Here is an 18624-nt window from a genome sequence, read left to right on the forward strand (position 1 = left end):
GGGAGCGGCCACGCCGTGCTGCCCGAACTCCCCCCGGGGCGGCGCCCGATGAGTCTGACCAGGCCGGGCGCGACCCCGGTGTGCCGCCGTGACTTCCCTCGGGGCGGCGTCCGATGAGCATGATGCCGTCGCCCGAGGTCAACGCGATGATCTTCATCCTCACCGGGGAGAGGCTCATCGACGCCGACGAGGACCTCGCCTACGAGAGCCGCCGGCCCTACTCCGGTCTGGGCCGCAAGCTCGACAGGATGTCCTCGCTGATCGAGAAGTCCGTCCACGACATCGCCGAGGTCATGCCCGACGACCTCGCCAAGTCGTACGCCAAGGCGATGGGCATGCTCATCGACGACGGCGGCAAGAACTACCTGCGCGACTTCGCCGAGCAACTCGACAAGATCGCCGAGGGCCGGCGCAAGACCTCCATGGACATCATGGAGTCGAAATGGCAGGTCATCGCCGAGGTCATCCGGCTGCTCATCGAGATCGCCCTCTACCTCGCGATGTCGTTCTTCACCGGCGGCGCCTCGGCCAGCCAGATCATGATGGCCAAGCTGCGCAGCCGGTTCATGATCCTCACCACGCTCAGCCACCTGCTCCAGCGGCTGCACCTCGCGCCCTCGCTCACCGAGGCCTTCGCCGAGGCGTTCACCACCTTCGCCGTCCGCCTGGCGATGATGAACTTCGCCCCGAACGGCCGCCGCCCCGACGGCTTCGACTGGAACGACATCCTCAAGTCGGCCGCGTTCGGTGCCGCCGCGGGCTTCCTCACCAGCATCTTCGACGACCTCGCGAAGAACATCGTCAAGAGCTACGACAACAACTTCCTGAAGAACGGACCCGACCTCAACTTCAAGAACAACCCCAACCTGAAGAACCCCCCGAACCTCGACATCAAGAACAACGGCCCGAACCCCAGGCCCGACCCGGACCCCACACCCAACCCCCACGACAACACCCCGAAGGACCGCCCCGAGCCCACCCCGTACGGGAACGGCCCCGACGGCAGCCGCACGCCGGTCACCTTCCGGAACGACCCCCTGTCCTTCCGGAACAACACCAACCTGTGGCGGAACAACCAGATCCTGCGCCACAACGCCGACCGGCCGGGCGCGGTGGCCGGGCACTACGGGCTGAAGGGAACGGCAGACTTCCTGGCCGCCGGATCCGGTGAGGCGCTCGCGGAGATCCTCATCAAGGGTGCCTTCGACGGCGACTGGTCGACCAACTGGTCCACGTTCGTCGGCGCGGGTCTCAGCAGCCAGGTCGAGGCCACGCTCAGTGACACCGCCCTGAACACCGGCGCCGAACTGCGCCACGCCATCGACAAGTTGAGCAACCCGCCGACCGTCTCCGGTGGCAGCGGCGACACCGGCTCCGGCACGCGCGATCCCGACTCCGCGCGGTCCCACGACGACTCCGACCGCACCGACGGCGCCTCGGGCACGGACACCCCGGGCCCTTCGGGCGGCAGCGCTTCCGCAGGCCCCTCGCCCTCACCCTCGTCCGCCACCCGGCAGGGCACGGGCACGCGGGACTTCGCCGGCGTCGACTCGCCTCCGCCGTCGTCCGCCACCGGGGACCTGCCTCCGTACACCAGCGTCGACCCGCCGGCGTACACACCGGGCCCGCTGCCGGTGACCGCCGCCGAGAACGAGCTGTGGCAGCAGATCCACACCGGCACCGCCGACGTCCGCGAGCAGGCCCTGCTCGACCTCGCCGCCGTGCGCGGCTCCCAGCAGCCCGGCAGCACCGAGATCGGCGTCCGCGACAGCCTGCACGACCACCTGTCGCAGGTCCCCGAGGTCCGGGTGGTGCCGGCCGGGAACAGCCCCGCCGCCCAAGTCGACACCGACGCGATCCGCCGCGCACTCGACGCCTTCGGCACACCGGTGACGGTGGACTCACCGCTCACGTCGTCCCTCACGACGAGCGGATTCGGGGACGGTGCCTCGCCCGAGACGGTGCCCGGGAGCCCGGTGGGGGAGTCTCCGGCGCCGGGGCGGGGGACCGGTCCCGTCACGTCCGGCGGTACCGCCAACTCGGCTGCCGACGATGTGGGTTCGGGCTCCGTCTCGGGGGCAGGAACGGGTCCGGGTACGGTAACGGGGTCCAGCTCGGGCACAGGAGCGGGAACAAGCGCAGGCACGGGCACAGGCACGGGCACGGGTCCCGGTGCGCGACCGAGTGGGGTGCCGACCGGTGCGGGCGGCCAGAACCCCACGGGCGCACAACCCTCAGGCACCCGCAGTGCGGACGTGACGGCATCGGCGGAAGGCTCGAAGAGCGGGTCCTCCGACACCTCCGGCACGACGGAGCACGACGGCCCGACGACCACGTCCGACGACCGGCCCCGGGGCACGGCCGACGGCGGTTCCCCGGCCTCGTCGTCGCCGCAGTCCGCCGACTCTCCCGGGACCACCGGCTCTCCGGACGTCTCCTCGACTCCGGACGGCGGCTCGCCCTCGGTGATCTCGACGTCCTCGTCGCAGGACCTCGACTCCGACATCGGTCACGGCACTTCGGTGCGCGCCGAGACCGGTTCCGCCCCGGTCGTGGACGTCGACGCCGGTCCGCCGCCGAAGGTGGGCACCTCCGGTTCGTACGCCGATACGGACGGCGGGGGCGAGGGCGGTGACGTACGTGATGCGGGTGACGGACGCGACGCCGGTTTCCCGGGCGACGTGAAGGCCGGGCCGCCCTCCTCCGTCACCGATCCTTCGTCCACCTCCGCCCGGCCGTTGACGATCGTGGTCTCCCAGGTGCCGCCGCCGGGGGAGGGGGCACCGGAAGCGGCCGAGCTGCTGGACGGGGCCGGGGTCGACCGGGCCGTCGTCCTCGGGCCGGCGGTCACCCCGGACGGGTCGGGGCGTCCGGTGCGCGCCGCCGTGGAGCTGACCCGCGAGGCACCGGGAGCCCCGGTGCGGGTCCGTACGCTTCACGGCCCTCCGACCGCTGTGATGCCGGACGGCACCCTCGACACCTCGGACGCCGCGTTCCCCGGCGCGGACGTGCTGCTGCCGCTGGCCGACGCCCTCGGTCCCGGCCCCGCCACGACCGGCGCGCCCGTGACGCAGGGCGAGGTCAGGACCGACAGCGGGCCGGCCCTCTCTCCGACCAGTGGTCCCGTCCTGCCCCAGGGCGGCGTGAAGGCCGACAGTGGCCCGATCACCTCCACGATCACAACTCCCGCCGTGCAGGGCGGCGTCAGGACCGACAGCGGCCCGGCACCGGCCACGCGTCCGAAGCTGGTCTCGGATGCTTCGACAGCGGACGACGGCGGAACCGGCCGCCCGCGCCCCGCCGATACCGTCACCCTCGACACATCCAGTCCCGACACGTTCACCCCCGCTTCGGCCACTGCCGACACAGTCGTCCCCAACGCGGTCGCCCCCGCCCCCGCCAAGCTCGCCACGCTCTCCCGCCCCTGGAGCGAGACGGCCACCGACCTGCACCTGGAGTCGGGCAACAGCGACGCGCACGGTGGGCGGACCTCCGGCCCCGGGCCGGACGGCGGCCGGGGGCGTGGCGACGGCGGGACGCCTCCGCCGCCTCCCACCGATCCGGACAACGGCCCGGCGACACCGGCGACGCCCCCCGGGGTCCTCCCGCACACCGGGCGGATCGTCGTACGAGCCGCGGACGGCGGACCCGGAACCGGCAACGGGAACGGCCCCGCACGGCCCCCCGCTGAGCCGGCCGTCACCACCCTGGACGGGCACAGGGTGCCCCTCACACAGCTGCGGCGTCTGGTGCCCGAGACGAGCGTCGGGCCCCGACCGGGGCGCGCGGTACAGACGGTGACCATCTCGCAGAGCGCCGCCGAGGACGGCACGGCGCACGAGGCGGGGCGCCGCGCGCTGCTCGGCCAGGACACGTTCCGCGGCGTGCGCACCACGTCCGCCGGTCCCTCCCCGGCGGTCTCGCAGCCGCCCGTCCCGCGCACGGTGTTCACCGGCCCGCCCGCCCCGCTGCCCGGCTCGGGCACCGACCGGGGCGCCGACTACTTCGTGGGGCACGCCACCTCCCGCACCGTCACCCTCGGCACCGACGACGTGGCGCGCCCCACCGTGAAGGTGAGCGGTGTGCAGCTCGGCGAGGTGCTCAAGAGGTGGGCGCGGGACGGCGACGACGACCGTCCGCTGGTGCTGTTCTCCTGCGAGACCGGACGGCAGCCGGAAGTGGCGGGACTGCCGGTGGCGCAGCACGTCGCCAACCGCACCGGGCGGCAGGTGTACGCCCCGACCACCGAGGTCGGCACGGCCCGGGACGCGGACGGCAACGTCCGCGCGGTGCTCAGCGAGGGGCCGGACGGGCCGGGAGCCTGGAAGCTCTTCACGCCGGAGCCCGCCGGCACCGAGCTGGACGCGCTGGCGCGCGACGCGGGCCTGCACACGGGCCCGGACCCGGCCGACCCCTTCACCCGGGCGCGCACACTCCAGCAGATCCGCACCCTGCGCGACGTGCTCGGCACCGACGCCGAACAGCGGCCCGAGAACCGGGAGTTGCTCGCCGGTCTCGCGTACGTGGACGGTCTGCGCTGGCTCAGCCCGGACACCGCGGCCCGCTACGGCGACGGCCGGATGACACCGGACCTGCTGCGCCGCATGGCCGCCGACCGGGCCCGGGTGACGGGCACCGCCACGGGGGACGCGGCCACCGGGCCCTCCGCCGCCCGGTACACCGAGTTCCTGAGCGCCGCGGCCGGACTGCGCCGCACCGCGGGACCCGACACCACGCTCGACGCCCTGCTGCCCCCGCCGCCGCCCGCGCTCCCGCCGGACACCCCGGTCCTGCCGGAGGACGTGCGCGGTCTCGCCTACGCGCCCTCCGCGCAGATCACCTGGTCGCTCTCCAGCACTCCGCTGCCGCTGTCCGAGCTGGGGCTCAGCGCCGAGGACACCGCCGAACTCGCCCGCCGCAGACCCGACCTGGCGCCCGCGCCGGGCCGTGCGGAGAGCCTCGCCGAGGACACGGCCCTCCTCAGCAAGACCGCGCCCCCCACGGCGGACACCGTGCGCGCGGACGGTCTCGCCTTCCGGCGGCTGGAGACCCCGGGCGGCGGGAACTGCCTCTTCCGGTCGCTCCTGGACAGCGCGCGCGGCCAGGACGTCCCGCCGGCCTGGGCCGCACGGAACGTCGCCGGGCTGCGCGGCCTGCTGCGCGACCGGATCACCGGCTCCGAACTGGGCGACACGGTGAGCCTGGCGATCCCGGACCCGGTGTTCGCCGTGGTGGACGACCTGCGGATGCGCGCCGTCGGCGGGGTGCGGGACGAGGCCGAGCGGAACCGGCTCACGGAGCACTGGAACCGGATCGCGCGGGACGTCGTCACGGGCGCCGACGCCGGCGAGTGGCAGCGGATCCTCGCCGGGAGCGACTACCCGCAGCTCGCCGCCGTGGCACCCACCCCCGCCGCCGCGCGGCGACTCGGCGCCAGGGGGCTCGTCGCCGCGGCGGCCGAGCTGCCCGCGCTCTGGTCCTCACCGTTCGCCGACCTCCTCCCGGAGGCGCTGGCGCACACCCTCGACCTCGACCTGCGGCTCGTCCAGCCGGACCCGCAGTCCCCGGGCACCACCTTCGTCAACACCCTCAACCCCGGCGGCCGGACCGGCACCCTGCACCTGTCCTACAACGGCACCGACCACTACGACGCCCTGGTCCCGGCCTCCGCACCGCTCACCCCCGTACCGGACCAGGAGACCGCCCCGGACCCCGATCCGGTCACCGCCCCGGAACCGATCGCCACCCAGGACACGGCCGTCCAGGACGAGGAGGCGTCCGGCCCCCTCGGGGAGTGGCTCCGCAGCATGGGCGGGATCACCGACCTCGACGCCCCCGCCACCGAGGCGGCCGACCGCGGCGACCTCGTACCGCTGGAGACCCAGCTGGACCGGCACCGCCCGGCGCGGCTGCTGACCGGCGAGGACGCCCGGCCGCCCGGCCCGGTTCCGAGCACCGTCACCTTCGAGGACGGCAGCCGGCTGCCCGCCCTCCTGATCAACCCGGACGCCGACCCGGGTGACGGCACCCCCGGCCGCCCGACGGACGGCAGCCCGCGCGGCCGCTCCACCGGCCTCTTCACCGGCCCCGGCATGACCACCCTGCGCTCACCCGAGCAGGTGGCCGAGGAGATCCTCGGCAAGCTGCCGAAGAAGCTGCGCGCCCAGTTCGACGAGGCGGAGCTGCTGCGCCTGCTGATCGAGCAGCCGGCGGCGTTCACCGCCCCGCGCGGCGCGCGTTTCGTGGGCCGGGAGAAGTCCGGGGTCGGCCACGAGATGACGGTCGAGGCCATCCCGTACCACCGCTGGGAGCGCTTCTCGGACGTGAACGGCGGCACCGTCCGGCTCGACACCATGCGACGCGGCCAGGCCGGTACGGGCGGCGGGCGCAGCGTCGGGTTCGGACGCCGGATCGCCGGCGGGCTGAGCATGGGACCGCCGCTCAACTGGCTGCTGAAGATCGGGGTTTCGCTCGGCTGGACCCGCAGGACCGACTACGCGCAGGGCACCCAGGCGTACAACCAGTCCGAGTGGCGGGCCCACGAGGGCTCGCACCTGCACCTGGACGACGTCCACTACCGGGTGCGGGTGGACCGCGTCACCGAGGCACCGGGTTCCGGGCGTACGGGCACCCCGCCGGGCCCGGGCAACACCGTCCGGGACCGCGGCGTCCTGCCGAAGCCCGACTGGCAGCGCACCCAGGTGCACACCGCCGAGTTCGCGATGCGCGACGGACTGAGCTGGCGGCTGCCCGACGACCTGACCGTGCCCTACAAGGGACCGCGGCGGGCGCCCCGGACGCTCACGTTCCCGGACGGCGTCGAGCCGCGGATCACCGACATCACCGGGCTGCATCTGCTGGACCCGCCGGAGGACATGGCACTCGCCATCTCCGGTGCCCGGCCCGGCAGTTCGGCGCACCGGACCCTGATCTCCTACGTCCGTCCGGGACGGCTGCTCGCGCTGTTCGGCCGGTTCGCCGGGCCGGTCACGGGACCCGAGCTGACCCGAGGCGGCGGACAGCACCCGCTGGGACACCTGATCGTGCAGGCGTCGGTGCCGCACCGGGCCACCCTGGTCACCGAGTCGGTGAAGGCCGAGCTGCGCGACCTCACCCAGACCACCTACCAGAACGAGCGCGGCCACGTCCGTGACACCCGCCTCGGCCTCCAGGTCACCGCCGGGCCGAACTACACCCTGATCGGCCCCGACACCGATGTGCGCCTCCAGGGCGGCCCGCTGGTCCGCGCGGACGTCAGTGCCGGACGCGGCCACTACCTCGGCGTCGACGCGGCACGGAAGACCACCGGGCGGGTGCGCAACCACCCCATCGCCCTGTACCGGGTGGAGCGCACCCTGATGGTGCGCAAACCCGGTGAACCGGCGTCGGCCGCCCGCCCTGTCCGGGTGGTCACCCTGGACTGGATCTCCACCCAGGACGCCCGCCGCCTCGCGGGCTGGGACAGCCGCACGCCCGGCCGGACGGGCCCCCACCCGGACGCGGAGCCGCCGGTGCCGTGGTACCTCACCCGTGAGGACCCGGTCCACCTGAGCGGCCAGGTCCGCGCCGAGGGCTTCCGTCCTCTCCGCCCGCAGGCCCAACTGCCGTCCACCCAGGAGCAGTCGCAGTCACAGCCCCGACCCCCGGTGCAGACCCAGCAGGAACCGCCGCAGACCCGGCCGTCGCCGCCGCAGGCGCAGAATCCGCCGACCGCGCCGCAGGACCCCATGCGGGCCTTCGCGGACACGGTCCTGGACACCCTCCACCAGGCGTACCCGTCGCTGTTCGTGCCGCCGTTCATGCTGCGGCACCCGCGCCTCGCCAAGTTCTGGTACGGCGACGGGCGGATGAGGACCGCACTGCACAACGACCGGCAGGTGCGCGAGGCGCTGAACCGGCCCAGCCTGGCGCAGAGCCTGGACGACCTCACCACCACCGGCGTCCCGGTCACCCTCACCGAGGACGGCAAGGTCCGCCGGGGCCACCACACGCTCATCCTCAGAGCGCGCCTGACCGACCGGCGGTTCGAGACCACCATGAGCGAGCGCTCCCTGCGCAACGCGGTGATCGGCACCGAGATCTCCGGCCAGGGCCAGCAGGCGTCCCTCACCCTCTCCGGAGGCGTCGAGCTGGGCGTCTCGCCGCGCGACCACGACAAGGTGCCCGATGTCGGGCTGCCGCGCCAGGCCGGCAACGTGACCGTCGGCGTCCGCCACGCCAAGACCGACCAGAAGGCCACCAGGAACACCGTCGCGGTCGCCCACGACCAGCTGACCTTCCAGACCGGGGCCGACCTCTACAGCTACCAGGTGGAGCTGGGCGCCTCCTTCGAGGGCCACCGCCGCCCGCGCGGGTGGGCCCGGCTCGTCTCGGTCGGCCTGCTCGGCGCCGGCGTCTTCGTCAGCAAGGTCGAGGAACGGCCCCTGTTCAGCCGCGGCAACGAGACCGTCGGGCGGGTCGAACTGGCCGTGCCGGCCGCGCACGGCTCCGAACGCTACGCCCCCGCCGACCCGCCGCCCGCGGCCACGCCCGCGGCCACGGCACCGCGGCAGCTGACCGCCACCGAGGCCGACCAACTCCTCGACGGCACCCGCCCGTCGCCCACGACGGACTCACCCGACGAGCGCCTCACCAGAAGACTGCTGAGCGTTCCCCACGTGGTGCTCAGCGCCGAGGGCGGTCCGCAGCGCCAGCAGCTGATGCAGGACACCGCCGACCGCGCGTCCGGCACCTCCTGGCACGTCAGCGCCCCCGGCGCGCCGGTGCGCGGCGCACTGCGCCGGGCGATGGCCAACCTCAGCGTGGCCGGGCAACTCGGCCAGTACCTCGGCCCCTTCGGCTCCCGCGTGGCCGGGCTCAACGGCGCCGGACCGTTCCGTACGCACTACCTCAAGGCGGCCGTCCGCGGCGAACTGCGCGACTTCCGGGTGATGAGCGACCCCAAGCCGGCCAGCCTGGAGGCCACCATCGGCAACGAGCACCGCGTCGCGGGCAGCACGAGCACCGTCTCGCGCACCACCGTCGGCCTCCAGGGCGCCGACATGCCGCTCCAGCAGGCTCCGGGCCAGGCCGCGGTGGTCGGCTCCTACTCGACCGCCCTGCAGTACGCCTGGGGCAAGGGCCGCAGCGTCTCGCAGACCCTCACCCGGGGACGCAACACCACCCTCACCTACGCCGGGCGCATGTACCTGGTGGTCGCCGACGCCGTCGAGACCGTCGCGGTACGGGACCGCTGGACCGCCGCGATGGGCGCCGTGGGCACCCGCGCCGGGGCCCGGATCAGCTCCGCGGCCGGCCGGCTCTCCGGGCGCCTCGGCGACAGCCTCGCCCCGCGCCGGGCCGCCGCCGCGCTGCACCGCATTCGCGACGCCGTGATGTTCCACCTGCCGATGCAGGACGCCATCGAGGCCGGCCTCGCGCCCGACGGCCTGGGCACCGGCACCCCGCACAACCTCGGCCGCGGCTACCGGCTGCCCCCCTACCTGCGCCACCGGCGCTTCCCCAGCCACCCCAGCGGCCGGCTGGACGCCGGTCCCGCGGCGCAGGGACTGCTCGATCAGCTGGAGCGGATCGGCGTGCCCTCCCACGACCGGGAGCAGGTCCTCCAGCGCCTCTCCCCGGACTTCCTCCGCGCCCACCTGCACGAGCTGACGACCGACGGGATGAACCTGCCGGTCCGCTACCGCGCCTGGTCCCGCCCGCACCACCTGCCGGTCGGCGGCAGCCCCGGACAGCTCCACTTCGCGCTGACGCCCGTCACCACCACCGTGGACCGGCTGCGTACCGGCTTCGAGCTGGAGGACTACCGGACGATCGCCCGCGACGACGCCGGCGGCACCTCCCAGGACCGCGGCGCCGACGTGACGCTCAGCGCCGGCCAGCGCGCGGCGGAGAGCGGCATCCTCGTCGCCAACCCATCGCTCCAGGGCATCGCGGCCAAGCAGCGGGCGAGCACCAGGACCCAGACGGCCGGCACCACCTCGATGCCGAACATCGCCACCACCCAGGCGCACGCCGAGATCGTCACCAGCTACGTCCTGACCGTCACCATGACCGACGCCACCGGCGACCCGCTCGACCCCGGCGTGCGCGCCCCGGTCGGCAGCCTCAACGAGATCCTCCCGGCGAACCTGCTCACCCCGGACGGCGAGGGCGCCGACGGCGCGCTCTCCGAGCAGGACGTGCCCGAACCCGAGCGCGCCGTACGGCTGCTGACGGCCGATCAGGCCCGCCCGGAGAACATCGGCGCCTGGCGCGCCTCCGGGGACGGCACCGGCGGCGCGGACCCGGACGTCCTCCCCTTCGACGACCGGATCGGCTCCGGCATCCTCGCCGTGGACGTCCGCGGCGCCGCCAACGTGCGGGACGCCCTCACCCTCGCCACCGCCCGCGCCGACGGCCTGGGGGACGGCGACCTCGGCCGCCGGCACACCGGCGACGTTCTCGGCGCCCGCGTGCGCATGGCCCGCCAGACCCCGCTCACCGGCCTCGGCACCGCCTCCGCCCAGGCCCAGCAGGAGGCCACCGCGCAGGGCGGTCTGACCGCCGCCTTCCGGGAGGCCCTCGGCGCGAACGGCTCACCACTGCCCGCCCAGGCCTCCGCGCGCCTCCTCGGCCAGTACCACACGGCCGACTCCCGCCTCTACGCGAAGATGCACCGCCGGGGAGCCCGCCTGCTCGCCGTGGAGAACAAGCCGCGCATGGAGGCGATGCAGCGGGCGAAGACCTCCGACGCGCTGGAGGCCGGCATCACCGACAACGTCGAGGGCGCGGTGGGCACCGCGCCGATGGCCGGCAACAGCAACGCGGGCGTCACCAACCCCGGCGCCACGGTCCCGATCGGCGGCACCAACGACGGCACCGTCCTCAAGGGCACGGCGGACACCACCCTCGGCACCCACCTCAAGGTCGTCACCGACCGGAGCATGCTCTTCGCGGTACCGGTGACCTGGCTGTCCGTGGCCGAGGTGGACCACCGCATCACCGACAGCCGCCCGCTGCACGCCCTCGGCAAGGCCAGGCGCGGTCCACGCGCCGCCGAGGCCGAGACCACCGCGCTGGTCTGGCTGCGCGAGGACATCGCCCGGGACTACGGACTGCTGGACGACACCACGTTCCCCGACGAGGTCCTCGCGGCCTGGGACAGCCAGGCCAAGGCGGCCGCCGACCTCGCCACGGCCGAGAAGAACTACTACGACGCCCGGGCGCGGGCCCGTGAGGCGTGGCTCGACCTGAGCCCGGCCGAGCGGACGGCGCTCGGCGACGACAACGCCGGACCGCCGGCCGACCTGCCGCCGGACGTCATCTGGTCCCCGGGCGTCGTCGCCTGGCAGGCCGCCCGGCAGGAGGTCCACCGCTGGGAACAGCACACCGACGCCGCCGCACAGGACCACCACCGGCTGCACCTCGCCGCCTCCCGCCTCACCGCGCACCACCAGGGGTCGGCCGCCGCCCCCGTCCGCGACCTGCCGCAGGAGTACACCGAGCCGTCCTGGCGCTCCGAGGCACCCGCGCCGTACGTGATCACCGACGGGACCGGCACCGCCCCGCGCACTCTCACCTCGCCCGACGGGGCCACGGTGCGTGACCTGCACGACGTACCGCACGACGGCGCCTCGTTCTTCCACGCGCTGCTCGCCGCCGCCGCGGCACGGGGCCGGCTGCCCCATCTGCTCGGCCACGACCTCGCCGGCCGGTTCGCGAGCGCGCCCGGCGATCCGGCGGTCACCGCGGAGGCCGTCGACACCGCCCGTACGCGCCTGGCCTGGGCGCTGGGCGAGGACAGCAACCAGGACCTGCTGGACGCGCTCGCCCTGGACGCCGACGACACCTTCACGCAGGCCGAACTCGACCTCGCGGGCGTGGAGTTCAGCCCGGCGCAGCAGGCCGAGTTCGACGCCTTCGGACGACTCCCGCAGACGTTCTGGCCGACGCCCGCACAGCGGGTCGCGCTCGCCACCGCCGCCCTGTCCCGCCCGTTCGCGAGCGAGCCGCCCCAGGACTCCGGCACCCGCGGTCCGGTCGACGAACCGGCCCCGCCCGAGCGCCGGGCGGGCGACCACGGCGGAGCCGACCTGCTCCCCGCCCTCGCCGCCCGGGTCCTGGGCACCCCGCTGACCGTCGTCACCGGCGAGGGCCGCGACCAGCTGTTCCTCCCGCACGGCGCGGACCCGGCGTCCGTCGACCCGGCCGCCGACCCGGTCCTGTTCGCCTCCGAGGGCTTCTTCCACGCCGCCCTGCCGCCCGGCACCCCTGCCCCGGCCGCCACCGCCCTGCCCGCCGCCACGGACACCCGTACCGCGAGTGCCGACCCCGCGCGCCCCACCCCGGAGCAGCCGCCCGCGCACCGCAGTCACACCACCGCGCCCTGGCTGCCGCCCGCCGACGGCAGCGGCCCGCGCTACCGCCTCGACCGCGACGGCGTCCTCACCGCACCCGACGGCGCCACCTGGACCCAGGGCACGCCGGCCGGCCGCGGCAACGGCTTCTTCGGCGCACTCTCCACCACCCTGCGCCAGGCGGCGCAGCAGCCCGGCCTCGACCGCCAGGAGGCCGCACGGCTGCGCCGGCGCGCCGAGGCGACACCCGCCCAGCTGATGCGCCTGAACGGCCTGCCCGGCGACCGGGCCGAACGCGACGCGCTCTTCACGCCGCCGCCCCTCCGGGTCCGCCCCGGCGCGCCCGCGCCGAGCCAGGACGCGCTCGACGGACAGCTCCGCCGACACCTCGCCGAGGCCCCCTGGGGGCCGGACGCCGACCGCGCCGTGGCCGAGTGGGCCGCGGCGGCGGCCGGCGTCACCGTCACCCTGGTCGAGGAGAACGGCACCGCTCACACCTACGCCGGGCCGGCCGGCGACAGCGGTCCGCACCTCCGTCTCCGCCGCCGCGGCGGCGACTTCGTCCCCCTGACCCAGCGCACCCCGGCCCCCGCGCCGAAGACCCCGGCACCCGCGCCTGAAACCCCGGCACCCAAGGCCCCGGAATCGAAGGCGCCGGAGCCGAAGCCCTCGGACCCCAAGGCGTCGGAGCCGTCGGCGGTCACGGCCCCGGAGCCGCTGGACTTGGAGGCACCGGAGACGAAGCCCCTGGAGCTCAAGGCGCCGGAATCCGAGGAAGTGGAGTCACGGGGTTCCGAGGCGCACGCCGAGACGTCGGTCGACACCGCCGCGCCGGTCCCGCCGGTGCCGGACCCCGCACACCAGGACCCGATCCTCGCGACTCCCGAGACGCCCGCACCTCAGGACCCGACCCCCGCGGCTCCCGCAACCAAGGCCCCGGCCTCCGCGGAGCCCCTCCCGCCGCGGGAACCCGCCTCACCGGACGCGGGCCTCGTGGAGGCGGTCTCCCTCCCGCTGCCGCCCCCGTCACCCACCGGCAGCGACCTGCCGGGCCTCGTGGAGGAGGAGGCGTACGAGCTGAGCACGCTGTCCGGCGCCGACGCGGGCCCGGACGCCCCCGCGGCCCCGGTCACCGCGCCGCAGCCGGTCCCGCGCCCCTTCAAGCTCGGGAACTACGAGTTCACCAACCTCAACCAGACGGAGCGGTACCTGGACAAGGCGGTCCGGATCATCCAACTGCTGGACGAGCACGGCACCATCAAGGACTACGTCGGCGACCGCACCGTCCGGATCACCCTGCACCTGCGGACGACGGAGACCCCGGCCGACGTCAGGGACCTCGGCGAGAACGGCGTCCAGATCAACCTCGCCAGCTACTACTTCGAGAAGTACGACATCGGCTACATCATGGGCATGCTGGCCCACGAGATCGGTCTGCACCCGCTCGCCTCCCGCAACCCGGAGATCCCCGAGCAGGAGCAGGCGTACCAGGGCATGCCGCTGACGGTGCCGGGACTGTCGGACCTGGACACGCCGCGCACCATGAACACCGACGGCGCGGGTCAGGCCGACCACATCATGGCCGCCTACCCCCGCACCATCCGGCACGGCATCTACCGCGACATCGTCGTCGACATGGCCAAGGTGCTGGCGCAGCACGCGCGGGTCGGCGTGCCGGGGGCCAAGTACCAGGACGTCACCGACCTGTTCGAGACCTACCTGATGGACCTCGCCTCCATCGCGGTCACCAGTGACTACCGGATGAACGCGGTCAGGGAGCCCAACTACACCGCCCGGGTCTACAACGCCTACAAGGAGATGCTGCGCGAGCGGCTGGCCGACGACACCACGCTCCGGAACCTGCTGCCGTCGAACAAGACCCTGTTCGGTGTCGCACGCTCCTTCACCCAACTCGCCACCAGCATCGCGGCGAACAACCGGGGCGACAGCATCCAGCGGCCCGCCCCCGTGGACGTCGGAACGACGGGCAGCGGCGAGGCGCGGCCGAGACTGCCTCGGGGCGGCACCGAGTCCGAGCTGCGGACGCCGCCGCCCCGCACCCCGCGTGTGCCCGGCCCGCGCGACAACCGGCCCCGCTTCGTGGTGCGTTCCGGCTTCGACGTCCGGCGGTTCCCGTACCGGGGCGAGCCGGTCACCGAGTTGACGGTCCGCGTCGCGCTGCGCGGCACGGAGGACCAGGCCACCGGCGTGTTCAACCGGCTCCGGGCGGGTGTGGAGGAGTTCCTCAACTCCCCGTCGTACCGCCTGCCCGGCGGTGACCGCCTGCACGTGACCGTCGAGCACGTCGACCCGTCGGAGAACCCGCACCTGACCGTGACCCTGGCCGGCCGGGACCGGGCGATGGACCAGAACACCTGGTGGACGGACGCCGCCCCGGTGCAGTTCGTCCACGAGCTCACCCACCAGCTCGGTCTGCGCGACGAGTACCGGGACGCCGACTCCCCGCACCGCCCCCACGTCCTCGGGAGCCTGCTGGGCGACCTCGGCGCGGCACCCGAGGACACGTCCCTCGCCCCGGCGGGACTGCGCGACCGGCACCTGGCCCTGCTCGGCGCGCTCATCGGCGACGTCACCCCGACACCTCTGCCCAACGGCGAGGACGACGAGCGGAGTTGGGAGGCCGCGCGCGAGGCCGCCGTCGCCCGGCCCCGCGAAGCCGTCTGGATCGACCCGGTCTCCCTGCCCCGGACCACCGACGACCCGGCGACAACCGAGGTCCCGGCGCACATGCCGGGGGAGACGGACCCGGCGCCCGCCCCGGAGCCGGTCCCGCGCCCGTTCAAGCTCGGCAGATTCGAGTTCACCAACCTGAACCAGACGGACCGGTACCTCGACAAGGCCGTCCGGATCATCGGGCTGCTCGACGAGCACACCACCATCAGGAACTACGTCGGCGACCGCACCGTCCGCATCACCCTGCACGTGCGGACGACGGAGACCCCGGCCGACGTGCGCGACCTGGGTGAAGACGGCGTGGAGATCAACCTCGCCAGCTACTACTTCGAGAAGTACGAGGTCGGCTACATCATGGGCATGCTGGCCCACGAGATCGGTCTGCACCCCCTCGCCTCCCGCAACGAGCGGATCCCCGAGGAGGAGGACCTGTACCAGGGCATGCCGCTGCTGGTCCCCGGGCTGGAGGAGCTGGCGACACCCCGCTTCATGAACACCGAGGGCGCGGGGCAGGCGGACCACGTCATGGCCGCGTTCCCCCACACCATCCGGCACGGCGTCTACCGCGACATCGTCCTGGAGATGGCCGAGGTGCTCGCACGGCACGCGCGGGTCGGCGTGAACGGTGCCAAGCCCAAGGACGTCACCGACCTCATCGACACCTACCTGATGGACCTCGCCTCCATCGCGGTCACCAACGACCACCGGGCGCAGGCCCTCAGGGAACCCGCCTACACGGCACGGGTCTACAACGCGTACAAGGCGCAACTGGCCGAGCGCATCGCCCAGGGCAGTCCGGTACGCGCCCTCCTGCCCGGCGACAAGGGACGCTTCGGAGTCCTGGGCGACTTCGCCGCACTCGCCACCAGCATCGGAACGAACAACCGCGGCGACAGCATCCAGCGCCCCGCCGTTCCGGCACCGGCCGCCGGCACCACCGGCGAGGCCCGCCCCCGCCTGCCGCAGAGCGACACCGGCCTCCCGGCGGCCACCGGCGTCGCGCCGCGCATGCAGCAGAACCCCGACACGGCGCGCACGGCACCGGAACCGGCCCTCGTCCCCTTCACGTCGGGGAACTTCCAATTCACCAACCTCAAGCACACGGAGGAGAAGTACCGGGACAAGGCCGTCCGGATCATCGGCGTGCTGCGCAGGCACGACACGATCCGGGAGTACGTCGGCGGCCGTCCCGTGCGGATCACCCTGCACGTGCGGACCACGGAGACCCCGGCCGACGTGACGGACCTCGGCGAGGAGGGCGTGCAGATCAACCTGGCCAGCTACTACTTCGAGAAGTACGACGTCGGCTACATCATGGGCATGCTGGCCCACGAGATCGGCCTGCACCCGCTCGCCTCCCGCGACAGGGGAATCCCTGACGAGGAAGGGATGTTCGCGGGGATGCCGCTGACCGTGCCCGGCCTGACGGACCTCAAGACGCCCCGGATGATGAACACCGAGGGCGCGGGGCAGGCCGACCACATCATGGCCGCGTACCCCAGCGGCACCAGGCACCGGATCTACCGCGACATCGTGCTCGACATGGCCCACGACCTGGCGGCGGAGGCGCGGGACGGCGAGGAGGGCGCGCGGGAGCAGGACGTCACCAACCTGATCGACTGCTACCTGATGGACCTCGCCACCATCGCGCTCACCAACGACCGCCGTAAGGACGCCGCCTGGGAACCGCGGTACACGGCGAAGGTCTACAACGCCTACAAGGAGCTGTTCGCGGCCCGGCTGGCGCCGGACAGCCCCGTACGGCGCCTGCTGCCGAAGGACAAGAGCTGGTACAACGTCACCGGCAACTTCCTGGGCCTGGGCAGCAGCCTCGCGTTCAACAACCAGGGCGACAGCATGCAGACCGCCGCCCTGACCCAGCCGGCCGGCGACAGCGCGGAGACCCGCTCCCGGCTCCCGCGGCAGAACACCGGCACCACCGCACAGGACCGGCCGTCCGGCACCGCACGGCCGGCCGGGCCCCGGGACGACCGGCCGCGCTTCGTGGTGCGGTCGGGCTTCGACGTCCGGCGGTTCACCTATGACGGCGATCCGGTGACCGACCTCACCGTCCGGGTCGCCCTGCGCGGCCCGGACGACCAGGCCGACTTGACGTTCCATCAACTCGCAGCGGGCGTGGCGGAGTTCCTGAACGCTCCGGGCCACCGGCTGCCCAACGGTGACCTGCTCCACGTGAGCGTCGAACACGTCGACCCGTCCGAGGCCCCGCACCTGACCGTGGACCTGACGGGCCGCGACCGGACCATGGACCAGAACACCTGGTGGGCGGACGCCGAGCCCGTGCAACTGGTGCACGAACTCACCCACCAGCTCGGCCTGCGCGACGAGTACCGGGACGCCGACGCGCCCCACCGCCCCCACATCCCGGGCAGTCTCCTCGGCGACCTGGACGCGGCCCCCGAACACCTCTCGCTGCGCGCCGCCGGTCTGCGCGGCCGCCACCTGGCCCTGCTGGGGGCGCTCATCGGGGACGTGCCCAGGACGTCCGAACCGAGCGGCCGGAAGGACGACGAGCAGACCTGGGACGCGCTGCGCACGGGTACCGACGGGGTCCCCCGGGAGTCCGTGTGGGTCGACCCGGTCTCGCTGCCCCGGCGGTCCGCGGACGGCACGGCGGACGCCCGCGGCGCCGAGGGCACCGACGTCCCCGCCCGGATGCCGCAGGACCCGGACGCGGTGCCCGCGTCCGCCGCGGCGGCCCACGTGCCGTTCTCGTCGGGGAACATCGAGTTCACCAACCTGGCGCACACGAACGAGAGGTACCGCGACAAGGCGATCCGCATCATCGACCTGCTGCGCAGACACGACACGATCCGGGAGTACGTCGGCGGCCGCCCCGTCCGGATCACCCTGCACGTGCGGACCACGGAGACCCCGGCCGACGTGACGGACCTCGGCGAGGAGGGCGTGCGGATCAATCTCGCCAGCTACTACTTCGAGAAGTACGCCATCGGTCACATCATGGGCATGCTGGCCCACGAGATCGGTCTGCACCCGCTCGCCTCCCGGAACACGAAGATCCCCGAGGAGGAGGACCTGTACCGGGGCATGCCCCTGCTGGTCCCGGGGCTGGACGGCCTGTCCGCGCCCCGCTTCATGAACACCGAGGGGGCGGGTCAGGCGGACCACGTCATGGCCGCGTTCCCGCACTCCATCCGGCACGGCATCTACCGCGACATCGTCCTGGACATGGCCAGGGTGCTGGCCGACGACGCGCGGGCGGGGGAGGACGGGGCGACGGCCCAGGACGTCACCGACCTGATCGACTGCTACCTGATGGACCTCGCCTCCATCGCCCTGACCAACGACCACCGGACCAACGCGGCGCGCGAGCCCGGCTACACCGCGCGGGTCTACAACGCCTACAAGGAACTGTTCCGGGAACAGCTCGCGAAGGCGGCCCCCGATCTGCGCGCCCTCCTGCCGTCCGACAAGAGCATGTTCGGCGTGATGAACGACTTCCGGCGCATCGCCACCTACGTCGCGATCGGCAACAGCGGCGACAGCATCCAGCGGACCGGACGGGCCTGACGGACGGGTGCGCCTCCCGGGCCACGCGGGACTCGGTGAG

Annotated in this window: 1 protein-coding gene; it reads left to right on the top strand. The window is 73.9% G+C overall.

Annotation, left to right across the window (positions count from 1 at the left end; genetic code table 11):
• The first annotated feature begins 113 nt into the window (after positions 1-113).
• Positions 114-18584, top strand: coding sequence for a WXG100-like domain-containing protein (locus ACWGIS_RS16720; protein WP_453363149.1), 18471 nt, complete (start codon positions 114-116; stop codon positions 18582-18584).
• The last annotated feature ends 40 nt before the right edge of the window (positions 18585-18624 follow it).

It is taken from the genome of Streptomyces sp. NPDC054842 (assembly GCF_053611025.1).

Bases quoted from the DNA above. Each gene is read 5' to 3' on its own strand.
- ACWGIS_RS16720 (WP_453363149.1), top strand. From the start codon at position 114: ATGAGCATGATGCCGTCGCCCGAGGTCAACGCGATGATCTTCATCCTC.